The sequence below is a fragment of the Micromonospora sp. NPDC048999 genome, from assembly GCF_040649295.1.
GTDB lineage: Bacteria > Actinomycetota > Actinomycetes > Mycobacteriales > Micromonosporaceae > Micromonospora.
On sequence record NZ_JBEZFI010000071.1, the window covers coordinates 1 to 11,249 of the forward strand.

General features: G+C 68.1%; 12 protein-coding genes and 3 pseudogenes. 8 read left to right on the plus strand and 7 right to left on the minus strand.

Annotated features, from left to right (window positions below; translation table 11 throughout):
- Positions 1-85, plus strand: a pseudogene (locus tag AB0C02_RS32455) (IS5/IS1182 family transposase); the annotation flags it as partial.
- A gap of 94 nt (positions 86-179) precedes the next feature.
- On the opposite strand, the gene AB0C02_RS32460 reads toward AB0C02_RS32455, so the two are convergent.
- Positions 180-746 (minus strand): hypothetical protein, encoded by a 567-nt coding sequence (locus AB0C02_RS32460; protein WP_357553033.1) that lies wholly within the window; start codon positions 744-746, stop codon positions 180-182.
- 193 nt (positions 747-939) lie between these two features.
- Positions 940-1,287, minus strand: a pseudogene (locus tag AB0C02_RS32465) (transposase family protein); the annotation flags it as partial.
- A gap of 806 nt (positions 1,288-2,093) precedes the next feature.
- Here AB0C02_RS32465 and AB0C02_RS32470 point away from each other — a divergent pair.
- From AB0C02_RS32470 to AB0C02_RS32500, 7 genes are all read left to right on the plus strand, one after another.
- Entirely contained in the window at positions 2,094-3,767 is a 1,674-nt protein-coding gene (locus tag AB0C02_RS32470; protein ID WP_357553035.1) for a M14 family zinc carboxypeptidase, read from the plus strand.
- A gap of 703 nt (positions 3,768-4,470) precedes the next feature.
- Positions 4,471-4,815: a hypothetical protein gene (locus tag AB0C02_RS32475; RefSeq protein WP_357553036.1), complete on the plus strand. Its 345-nt coding sequence runs from the start codon at positions 4,471-4,473 to the stop codon at positions 4,813-4,815.
- 39 nt (positions 4,816-4,854) lie between these two features.
- Positions 4,855-5,016 (plus strand): hypothetical protein, encoded by a 162-nt coding sequence (locus AB0C02_RS32480; protein ID WP_357553038.1) that lies wholly within the window; start codon positions 4,855-4,857, stop codon positions 5,014-5,016.
- A gap of 112 nt (positions 5,017-5,128) precedes the next feature.
- Positions 5,129-5,374, plus strand: coding sequence for a hypothetical protein (locus AB0C02_RS32485; protein ID WP_357553040.1), 246 nt, complete (start codon positions 5,129-5,131; stop codon positions 5,372-5,374).
- On the plus strand, positions 5,371-5,595 hold the full coding sequence (locus AB0C02_RS32490) for a hypothetical protein (RefSeq protein ID WP_357553042.1): 225 nt from the start codon (positions 5,371-5,373) through the stop codon (positions 5,593-5,595). The genes AB0C02_RS32485 and AB0C02_RS32490 overlap by 4 nt, the downstream gene beginning before the upstream one ends.
- A 236-nt stretch (positions 5,596-5,831) precedes the next feature.
- Entirely contained in the window at positions 5,832-6,434 is a 603-nt protein-coding gene (locus AB0C02_RS32495) for a transposase family protein (protein ID WP_357553044.1), read from the plus strand.
- Positions 6,406-7,377: a hypothetical protein gene (locus AB0C02_RS32500; protein WP_357553045.1), complete on the plus strand. Its 972-nt coding sequence runs from the start codon at positions 6,406-6,408 to the stop codon at positions 7,375-7,377. Before AB0C02_RS32495 ends, AB0C02_RS32500 begins: the two co-directional genes overlap by 29 nt.
- Before the next feature lie 77 nt (positions 7,378-7,454).
- Here AB0C02_RS32500 and AB0C02_RS32505 read toward each other — a convergent pair whose 3' ends face one another.
- The 5 genes and pseudogenes from AB0C02_RS32505 to AB0C02_RS32525 form a co-directional block, all read right to left on the minus strand.
- Complete coding sequence (locus AB0C02_RS32505) at positions 7,455-8,969, minus strand: CHAT domain-containing protein (protein WP_357553046.1); 1,515 nt, start codon at positions 8,967-8,969, stop codon at positions 7,455-7,457.
- Between the two features lie 146 nt (positions 8,970-9,115).
- Positions 9,116-9,535, minus strand: a complete 420-nt coding sequence (locus tag AB0C02_RS32510) for a hypothetical protein (protein ID WP_357553047.1) — start codon at positions 9,533-9,535, stop codon at positions 9,116-9,118.
- Complete coding sequence (locus tag AB0C02_RS32515; protein WP_357553048.1) at positions 9,532-10,374, minus strand: IS5 family transposase; 843 nt, start codon at positions 10,372-10,374, stop codon at positions 9,532-9,534. Before AB0C02_RS32515 ends, AB0C02_RS32510 begins: the two co-directional genes overlap by 4 nt.
- Positions 10,375-10,442: 68 nt before the next feature.
- Positions 10,443-11,015, minus strand: coding sequence for a tetratricopeptide repeat protein (locus tag AB0C02_RS32520; protein ID WP_357553049.1), 573 nt, complete (start codon positions 11,013-11,015; stop codon positions 10,443-10,445).
- Between the two features lie 45 nt (positions 11,016-11,060).
- A pseudogene (locus tag AB0C02_RS32525) lies at positions 11,061-11,219 on the minus strand (hypothetical protein); the annotation flags it as partial.
- Positions 11,220-11,249: the final 30 nt, after the last annotated feature.

Sequence of the window (11,249 nt, forward strand, 5' to 3'; positions counted from 1 at the left end):
GCGCTGCTGCCCACGCCGCGCCACCGCAATCGTGCAGGCCATCCTCGTCCTGCACCACGTCGAAGCGAACCGCTACGCAGGATGAAAATGGCTCAGCGATGATCTTTTTCGTAGGCATAAATGTCGTTGATCATCGATGCATGCGCGCGATGCGTGTGGAGGCGCCGCCGACATCGCGGTCAGCTGCCGCGGGAGAGCCGCTCGAGGTCGGCCATGGTCAACGTCAGGGCATTGCCGCTGGCTGAGACGAGCTGACCGGATGAGTCCACGGTGTACTCAGCCTGGATCGGGTTGAGCAACGACGCCGGTACGTCGGCGTACGTCTCCAGAAACAGCACATACGTGGTGCCGACGGCCAGACCGGGCCCACTGCCCTCACGGCAGGCGAGCTGTTTGATCTCGACCGTAGCGGCACCCGGCGTGCCCTTGAATACCTTCCCGACCTGGGCCCGGTAGACCTTGTACTCCATGGTCGGGCCCGGGCCGGTCTTTACCCTCCTGGACTCCGGCGGTCCCGGGATCTGCGCCCACACCACGAGGGTGGCCGCCCGGTACAGGTCGTCGACCGAACTGTAGATGGGGTAATCGCCGCCCCCGCAGGACACCTCGCTGCAGGCACCGAGGCCGACCAGCACAACCAATGACAGGGCGATGGCACCCATCGCCGATACGCGCAGCCGCATTCCCGGCCCCTCCCGCTCCTGAATACCGACCGCTGACGCTACTCGTTCAAGCCCGTCCGCCATAGAAGGCATCGAGGACAACCGGTGTGGCGCTCCGGCGCGTATGGAACCCTGTCGCACTCGAAGGGGACAGGCTAAGCAATTTGATTACCAATCCACAATGTTCATAGAAATTCCGTCGTCGGACGTTGGCCCGGGATGCGGACGGTGGAGAGTCGGGCTCATCTGTTGGCCGAGTCGGGGCAGTGAGCTGTTCTCAACCCGAGTGGCGCTGCTCCTCGACGAGTTGAAGGACGAGGATCGCGGCGAGTACCGGGGTGGTGCGGCGTGGGCAGCAGTGCAGCTTGGCCAGGAGTTTACACGTTTTGACGGTGGCGATGGCACGCTCGCCGATGGCGCGGATCTTGGCGTGGGAGCGGTTGACCTCGCGCATGGGCTCGGGCAGGTTCCGGCCGTAGAACGGGACGATGACGGTGCCGCGCGCGCCCCGGTAGCCCTTGTCGGCGAAGGTCATCACCTGCGTGTCGGTAAGGGCATCGATGATGCCGTGCTCGCGGGCGGCCGTCAGGTCGTGGGTCGAGCCGGGCAGCGCGGGTGAGATCCAGGCACTCCTACACCTGCACCATTCCATCGACTGGCCGTTTCGGCACGTGCTTGGTGCGGTCGATGTCTCATAAGGCCTAGCCTCTGATGAAGATCGATGCGCTGGTCGGTGAAGTGCATTCCCTGCGACGGGCGATTGGAGGTGAGAGGAACGAGACCAGGGATTGCGGCTGCTCGCTGCGGCTGTCGTGCTGACCGTCAGCATGAGCTACGGCACCGACGGGCTCTACCGGTCGACCGAACATGGAGCCACCTAGACCCGAATCGAGCTGCAGGGGTCCAGCACCATCCGCGCGATCCGCTTCATACCCGCGTGTCGTAACAGGCCGGGATAGCGCCGCCGACGAGGCGGTCGGGGCGGTAGCAACGGCTCGACCTCGGCCCACTGGCCGTCCGAAACGATTCACGGCGGCTGCTGGCCTCGCCTCACGGTCGGCCACTATAAGTCGATCGTCCATGACGGATAGATTACACATCCGCCTAGATTCTCCTATTAGGAGCTTTTGTGAGCGGGGACGCCGCAGTGCGACGCCGGCGCGTCGGTGACCGTTTTTGCCGCAGGGCATTGACGGAGAAAGCGTCGCACCAGGTGAGCTTTACGGTGACGTCCTACGGCGGTTCCCTCCGATTCGGAGTTCCACCTTTCGTCCACCGCGGTGACGGACTGCCCATGTAAGCCCGCACGACCGACAGGAGTGCTCGTTGAAGTCGATCATTTCCTCCGTCCGCCATTCGAGAACGGCCGCCATCACCTCGTTGAGTTCTCGATGGCCAAGACGGGTGGGTGCCCTCGGCATGGTAGTCGCCATGTCCGTCAGCCTGGCGACGGCCGCCGCCGCGGCCCCCGATCCAAAGCCGAGCGCTGCCGTGAACGGGCTGGCTATCGCGAAGGTCAAGGCCACCACCAACGTCGAACGCCAGAAACTGATGGACCTTGGTCTGGATGTGATCGACTTCACCGGCACGCATGCCGAGGTGCTGCTGCACGGCGCGGCTGACCGCGCGCAACTCGCCGGCGGAAACTGGCAGGTGGAGGTATCCGACGCGACGGACCAACTCGCCGACATGACGGCCGAGCGCGTGGTCGAGGCGCAGCGGGAAGCAGCGCGGCAGGCAAACCCCGCGATCGCCTCCGGCCTGCCGAGCGGCCGCGTGTCGTACCGGACGCTGGACGAGGCCGAACGTGAGATGCGAGAGTTCGAGCGCCGCTACCCCGACAAGGTGAAGGTGTTCGAGCTTTCCCGGAAGTCCCTGCTGGGGCACGCGATCCTGGGCATGGAGATCAGCAGCGACGTGCAGACCGACTCCGGTAAGCCGGTCTTCCTGACGACCGGCCTACACCACGCTCGCGAGTGGCCGACGCTGGAATTCACCATGGAGTTCGCCCAGGACGTCCTGCAGAGCTACGCCACGGACAGCCACATCAAAAAGCTCGTCGACTCCTCTCGGTTGATCATCGTGCCAGCGGTGAACCCGGACGGCTACACGATGTCGCGGGAGCTCATCAACGAGATGAAGCGCAAGAACTGTCGGGTCGCGGCCGGTGAGGTGCCAACCCGGGAACAGTGCGCGGCCGCGGACAGCCGGCAACTCGGCGTGGACCTCAACCGCAACTACGGAGCGTTCTGGGGCGGCCCGGGATCGAGCGCCTCCCCGACCGCCGAGAACCACCACGGCGCGGCCCCCTACTCCGAGCCGGAGATCGCGGCCATGACCGACCTGCTCAACAGCCACCAGGTCGTGGTCGCGGTGAACAATCACACGCCGGATGCCCGGTTGCTGCGCGCCCCGTCGTCGCCGCTGGAGCCCGTACCGGCCGAGGTAGCCCTCTACGACGGCCTGGCGCAGCAACTCGGCGCGGCCCTGGGCGGCTGGCCGACCGGTCCCTGGCCCGACGTCTACTACGTCGCCAGTGGTGTGGCGGAGCAGGAGGGCCTGTACGCGAACGGAACCCTCGGCTTCACGCCGGAGCTGACGCCGGGACACAGCGGCCTCGAACGGTTCCATCCGCAGTACCAGTACGTCATCGACCAGTACCGCGGAACCGGGTTCTACGCGGGGTCGAGCATCCGCGATGCGCTCCTCATCGCCTGGGATGCCGCCAACGATCCGCGTACGCACTCCGTCCTCACCGGGCCGGCCCCGCGGGGCATCGAGCTCACCATCAGCAAGGACGTCTCGGTTGACTCCTCACCGGTCGAACGCGACGGCGAGACGGTCGTGCTGCCGTCCGACCTGCACATCGAGAGCACGATGCGGGTGCCCGACAACGGGCGGTTCGAGTGGCATGTCCTGCCGTCCCTGCGGCAGAGCCAGCAAAGCTCCACCCTGCTGGAGGAGAGCTGGGTGGTGTCGTGCCGGAACCCCGCGGGCAAGATCCACCGTTCGGTCAGGGTCACGATCGGCCGCGGCGAGACTAAGGCCATCGACATGAGCGGCTGCCCGGCCGGGCCGAAGAAGCCGATCGGCACCGGGCGCTGACGTCGCCGTAGGCGTCGCCTGGCGGGGCAACCCGCCAGGCGACGCTCTCCCGGAAGCAACTCCCTGCACGATCTCGCCAGCTATCCGGGCAAGCTCGGCATCGCCTGTACCCTCCTAGACCCGCACCGGCGTGCGACCCACCGGCGCCAGCACACGCCAGCGCATCCGAGCCTGTCTCCGCAAGACGATCAACGACGCCCTCGCCGATGAGGTCATCGTCGGCTCCAACCCCGCCGCCCTGGTCAAGGTCCCCGCCGACCGGCCCCGACTGAACGGGTGGGATGACGAACGCGTCCAACGGTGCACCGGCGACGTACGGCCCGGTGATGGTGTGGACGGAGGATACCCAGGTCGTGCAGTTCCTCGACTACGCCGCCGAACACCCCGACCTGCACCCGAGGTGGCACTACATGGCCTACCGCGGACCCCGGCCGCGACGAGGCCTGCGGCCTGCGCGACAGCGAGGTCCGCCTGCACCGCCGTGATCCTGGACGGCTTGGCCGTCTACCTCGCGCCCGAGGACCTGCGCGGCACCGCCCAGCCGACGACGTAGACCTGAACTTGCATGACGAGGGACTCGGGGAGTCTCTGGGGCCTTCGTCGTCTCATCGGCGGTGTTCAGCGTCGCCGGTCGCGCGAACGGTCGATCCCGTCGGTACCGCCACTCATTCTGGTGGGTGGGGCGGGTGGAAGGAGGACCTGCGTGGCCGAGGCCGTGCGGCACGTGCGGCTCGGGATCGACCTGAATCTGAGCCGAGCGGATCTGGGGCACCCGGACCGTCCGGGACTGTGGCAGGAGCTGCGGTCGCGGAGGGTCCGCGCGGGTGAGCTGCGGTGCATGGGGGCGTGCCACAGGAACAACCCGGACTGCCCGGAGTGGATGTACTTGAAGGGCAGCCCGGATGGGAGGGGCCCGCGCCAAGCCGTGCACCTCAACCAGTCAGCTGCGAAGAACCACCCGACGGCTGTCGAGTCGGACAAGCACAAGGCCCTCAATGAACGGGTCGCAAGCATCTCCCAGCGGGCCGGCTTCTCCGTCGAGGTGTAGGCCCGCTCGTCGACCGGCAAGCGTGTCACCGATGTGTTGGTGCGCGGCGAGGGAGGCCTCCTGCTCGGCGACGAGCCGCAGGTGTCGAAGCTGTCGCTCTCGACGATGAAGAAACGCGTTCGGATCGCCCGCCAGGACGGGGTGATGCCGATGCGGACCACCGACAACCCGGCCGTGCAGGTCGAGCATCGCGCCCCGTGAGCCACGATCCCGTCGACGAACGCCGGGGTCCGCACCGGCAACGAGCTGCTCGTCTCCGGTGGCGCCCGGTCGGCCGAGATCGAACGGTGCGGCCGGCGACGCATGCTGCCCGGTGGCCCGCGGCCGCCCGTGCGGGCAGCTGCACGTCTACCTGGATGCCGCCTGCGGCCTCAACCTGGACGACCTGGTCGTTGGCGCGGCGTCGGGGGCGTGGCGGTCGATTGAGCAGACCGACTCGCGCGGCCGGCCGATGTACTTCTGGGTGACCTCCGACGACATGGAGCGGTACCTCCACGACCGCGCCGGCCGCCGGCCGGTCCCGAGCCTTGAGCTGGACCCGGACCAGGACGACGGGTGACCATGCAGCCGCGGAAGCTGAACCTTGACTGCAACTACGGCGTCGACACCGGCTACCGGCGGCCGCCGGCGGCGCCTCGGGATCCGCGCGGGCCGGTGGTGGTCGACCTGGGCGGCTCGTTCGCCAAGAAGCACAGGATCGTCTTCGACTGGTCCAAGCACGCCACCGGCCATCCCTCTCGTGCCGGATCTGCGGGAGGGCGCGTGGATGCGCGGCGGTGACGGGAAGCCGTGCCACAAGGCGTGCGCCGAGGACGAGGCCGCGGAGCGCGCGGCCAGACAGGGCAGCTGAGCGCTAAGAAGAGGCCCCGGAACTCGCCGGGGCCTCTTCGTGCCCTGCCGCTCGGCGGAAACCTGACCCCTCAGGGCCCCGGCAAAGTCGTGGGGGTGTCCGGCTTGATATGGTTGGTGTAGACGCGCCCTTGCTGGTGGTAGCAGGGCGGGCATGACTCGTTCAGATGATCATCGAGGTTCTCTACGCCTTGTTGACCGTCCGAAGTGAGTCATGCCCCGCCCTGCCATCATCGCTGATCTCGTCTGTGTCCACCGCACCGGCTGTCACCGTGCCCGAAACCGCTGCTGGGCTGCCCGCAGCGCTGGCCGCCCTGCCGGATCCCCGCGCTCGCCGCGGTGTCCGGCACCGGCTGACAGTCGTGGTGACCGCGGCAGTCTGTGCCGTGGCGGCCGGCGCACGACCCACCGAGCGCAGATCGACCACCTTGACGTTGCCTCGATCGCGTGTATTGGCAGTGGCATATCCGGGATATTTTGGACCTGGCCGCCCGAAAGTAGCCGGGCACGTCAGCACACCAGACAGAGCCTGGTCGGCTGCTGTCCAGCCGAGAATTCCGTCCTATGGAGCACTGGCGCGTCCGCCTTGCCTGCCCGGCCAGCCCTTGATCACGATGAGAGGGCTCGCTATCAGGGCAGCCTCCGTTCGCATCGATACATTCCCAACTATGAGTTGCGCGGCTGCGGGGTGGTTTTGCCGTCACCCAGATACGGGCGGCATTGCTGTCGGCGCTACCTCAGGTGCGGCGCGGGCTGCTCGACGCGGGTAGCCGCCGGCAGCGGCGGTTCGTGTTCGACATCGTCCTGGCCCAAGGCTGCCTGCGCCTGGCTGACCTTGTGACCAGTGCTGAGACCGATACGGATGTGGGGATTCGGGTCCGGGCAGCCGAGGCGGCCTGCCGCGAGGCGGTCTGGACCCGCCGCCATGACGTCCTACGACGCCTGGCCCGGTCAGCTCGTGCCGAGGTGCGGGTGGTCGCGTTGACCGGGCTGGTCCGGGTCGGCCAGGACGCAGACGTCGCCGCGCACCTGGACGACGACGCGCCACTGGTCCGGGCGGTGGCCCGGGACGCGGCCCGTCGGCTCGGCATCGACGCCCGGGAGCATTACCGGACAGCGGTCAGCGCCGGACAACCGGCGCTGGGTGCGATCGCCGGGCTTACCGAGACCGGCTCGGCAACGGACGCCCCGCTGCTGCGACCACTACTGAGCCACCCGCAGCACAGGGTCCGCGCCCAGACAGTACGAGGCCTGCGCCTACTCGATGCGGTTGTCGCGAAAGAAGTGCTTCCGCTGCTGCGGGATCCGTCGTCGGCGGTGATCCGGGAGGTGACCGCCGCGCTGCGACCCATGACCAGTGCCCTGCCGCCGGGTCTTGCCTGGGACCTGCTCGGGCAACGCCGCGTGGAGTTGCGTCGGGCCGGCTACCGCCTCCTGCGCGGCCACAGCATCGACGTCCAATTGCGCGCAGCCCTGATGCTCACCCTCGACCCAGACCCTCGCCTGGCCGAACGCGGCAAGGCGGACGTGACCCGTCTCGCCCGCGACGGCGCACAAACCACCTGGCGCCGCAATCCACCACCAGACCTGCGGGTCGCCGCCGTGCAGCACGGCGAGCTCGCCGCGCTGGCGGCACGAGCCGCGCCGGCACTCGGTGAGGACACCAGCCGGACGCTCAGCACCTGGCTGGCGCGTACCTGCTCCGGCGGATGACTACTGTCGACGCCGCGCATGGGTCCCGTAGGCGAACCCAAGGGATGGCGGACCTGCTCCGGTTCATCGGGACGTTTTTAGGGGCCGGTGTGGACGAAGGGTGCCCAGTTGCTGGGGCGCGTCGGGTCGCTGGCCCGCAGTTTGTGAAGGGCGTGGTGCAGGGCGTGGGCGGCGGTGCGGGCATCGAAGTCTTCGCCGAGAAGGAGTTGGGCGTAGAGGTCTTGGGTGATGGTGGGAGCGGTGTCGTCCCAGATGCTCCATAGCGTGCCGACGACGTGCCGCCAACCGGCGTGGTGCATCGCGGCGGCGACCGTGATCGCCTCGTCGAGGTTGGTGGCACCGCCGGTGGCGGTTTTGCAGGCGGACAGGAACGCGAATTCTCCGCCGGTGTGGTCCGGGCCGGCCAGGTCGGTCACGGTGATCAGCCCGGCGGTGTCCCAGTCATGAGGGATCAGGCCGCCGGTGGCGGGTTCGGCCAGGTTTTGGGTGCCGTGACAGCTGGCGTGGAGCCAGTGGTGCCCGTGCAGGTGGGTCAGGACGTTATGGCGGGTGGCGTCGGGGCCGGTCAGGACCGTACGCGTCTGGGGGGTGAACCGGCTGGCCAACAGGTCACGCTCGACCTCGGCGCCGGGCAGTGGGCGCCGCCCAGGGGCGTGCGGTAGGGCGATGACGAGGATCTTCGCCGGGTGAGTGGAAACTTCTCGGGTGCGGGCGTCGACCAGGGCGCGCAGGGTCGGGGTGTAGGAGGAGATAACCCGGTCCAGGACCGTGTTGCTGGTGTGATGGTGGCCGGCGGCGTGGACTGGCAGAACGGTGAGGGCACCGGTGGGGCACCACCACAGCCTCGGCCACCCGCCGGTGGGGGTGTCGGTGTGGCCGACCTTGGTGAGGATGAGGGCGGTGATGTGGTCCCACAACCATTCCAGGGCGGTGGTGATCGCCATATCCAGGCTGAACCGGTCTGTGCTGCTACGCCGGCTGCGCTCGAATTCTTGCAGCGCTTCCAGGTATCGATTGGCTTCGTCGACGACCTGCTCTTCGGTCAGGTTCGGCAGGGCGACGGGGGTGACGCCGTGGTGGGTGAGGATGAGGGCATCGCAGCGCCACCGGCTGATGTTGATGACCACGACCGGGTCGTCGTCGGCGCCGGGCAGCAGGGCGCGGACCTCCGGCGGGGTGAGGAATCTGCCCGGGTGCGCAAAAGATTCCGTGGCGGGCAGGTCGCGGACCTGGTTGACGAGGCTGTCGAACCGGCGTGCGGCGTCCATGCGTGCTTCCACCGCCTGAGCCGGGTCCAGGCCGGTGCGTCCGTCTGGGGTGGGTTGTTCGAGGACGGCGCGACAGTCGAGCAGTTGCTCGGCCAGCTCGGGTGCGATCTGCTGCAGGGCGGTCAGGTCGGTGCGGGTACCCAGCAGCTGGGACCAGTACACGCCACGGCCCGCTTCCAGCAGCTCGACCGCCAGGTCAAGGCGGCCGGCAGCGATCGCGCACGCGGCACCATCGCGAGCCAGTGAAGCCGCGTGGGTCTGCAACAGATGCTGCTGATCCCGGTGACCGATTCCCCGCCAGGCCAGCAGCGGAAGCAAATCCACCGCCGCGGCGTAGGCGTCGACCGCGGCAGCGAGCCCTCGCGAATGGGCGGTGGCGCGAGCCCAACACTCCGCGGCCGTCAGAGGGTGGTTCGGTAGTGTATGTCCGTTGTGGGTTTGGCCGTGGGGTAGAGGTCCTGCTCGTGGCGTTACGCGGACGGCGTCGGTGAGGCGAGGGTGAACAGGCCGGCCTCGGGTTCGGTCAGGATCTGGCGGGCGACGAGGCGTTTGAGCTTGGCGCGGAGACCTTCGGTGTCCTTCGCGGTGGTGCCCGTGCCGAGGGCGCGGCAGATGTCTTTGGCGCGCATCGGCCCGGTGGCGGTGTGGAATACGGCGAGGATCTGCTGGTAGGCGGGGCTGGCGACGGTCGCGTCAGCGGGCGTGGCCGGGTCGGTGTGGCCGGTCAGCAGCAGCAGTGTTTTGCGGGTGATGGCGAGTTCGGCCAGTTCGGTCTCGGCCGCGGTGAGCTGCTCGGTGAGGATGCCGATCTGCTCGCGGAGCCGTTCGACGGTGATGCCGGCGGCGGTTTCGCGTTCGGTGAGCAGGTTCAGCAGCGTCGGCTGGGTCACCGCTGGTGGCCCGGGTCGCGCCAGGACGCGGTGGTGGTGCCGGTGAGCCGGCGGACCAGGTTCGCCGTCGAGGCCCACCAGGTGCGTGACACCGCGGAGGCGGGTCGGCTTTCGTACTCGCGAACCAGACGGCGGTGCAGCATCAGCGTGCCGTTGGTCTGCTCCACCACCCACCGGCGGGCGATTGGCACGAACCCGACCGTGGTGTCGGCGCGTTTGACCTGCTCGACGTCGATACCGTTCACGGCGCCGTGGATCTGCACGTCGTCTTTGAACCCGGTGTCGACCCACGCCTTGGTCACCGTCGGGCTGTGCGCGAGGACGTTGTCGAGCAGCTTCACGCCGATCGCGTTGTCGGTGACCGACGCCGCGGTCACCACCACCGCGATGATCAACCCCAGGGCGTCCACCGCGAGGCCCCGCTTGCGGCCCGGGACCTTCTTCCCGGCGTCCTTGCCGGTCGTCGCGGCCGGGACGTGGTTGGCCGCCCGAATCGACTGGGTGTCCAACACCACCGCGGTCGGGTCCTCCGCCCGGCCGGCCTTCTCCCGCGCCTGACAGCGCAGCAGATCATGGATCGCTCGGTCGGTGCCGTCATCACGCCACAACGCGAAGTAGTAGTAGGTGGCCGATTTCGGCGGCAGGTCATGCGGCAGGTACGCCCACTGGCACCCGGTCCGGTTCTGGTAGAAGATCGCGTTCACGATCTCCCGCAGCTCGTAGCGGCCCTGATGCCCGGAGACCGACGGGTGCCGGTCTTTCCATGCCTGCAGGAACGGTCCGACCACTGCCCACTGCTCATCGGTCAGGTCACTCGGATATGCCGCTCGCTCATCCATGATCAACCCAACGGCCCGACGCCCTCACCGGTTACGACCACGGCTCGCATTCAGATACGGAGCCAAGCCTACAAAGGACACAACCTACCGAACCACCCTCTCAGGCGTACTGCGATCGGCGCGACTGGTAGTCGACTCGCCCGCGCCCAGATGTGCACCGCCTCGTCCAGGTCTGCGGTAGCCCCAGCGCGCTCGAATCGGGATTGCAGCGCGAGGCCGAGGTTGACCAGATATATGGCGCGGTTGGGGTGGTCGGTGGGGGTGGCGGCCAGAGCCTCTCGGTCGACCTGCATTGCCTGGTTCAGGTCGGCGACGGCCCCGGTGCGTTCGAACCTGGCGTGCAGTGCTGTGCCGAGGTTGGACAGGATCATGGGGCGGTTGGGGTGGTCGGTGGGAGCGGCGGTCGCGGCTTCTCGGCCGATTTGGATTGCCTGGTCCAGGTCTGCGGTGGCCCCGGTACGTTCGAACCTGGTTTGCAGCGTTGTGCCGAAGTTGGACAACGTTCCGATGCGGTTGGGGTGGTCGGTGGGGGTGGTGGTCACGGCTTCTCGGCCGATTTGGATTGCCTGGTCCAAGTCTGCGGTGGCCCCGGTGCGCTCGAACCTGGTTCGCAGTGCTGTGCCGAGGTTGGACAGGATCATGGGGCGGTTGGGGTGGTCGGTGGGGGTGGCGGTCGCGGCTTCTCGGCCGATTTGGATTGCCTGGTCCAGGTCTGCGGTGGCCCCGGTGCGTTCGAATCTGGTTTGCAGCGCGAGGCTGAGGTTGGACAGGTACCCGGCGCGGTTGGGGTGGTCGGTGGGGGTGGCGGTCGCGGCTTCTCGGCCGATTTGGATTGCCTGGTCCAGGTCTGCGGTGGCCCCGGTGCGTTCGAATCA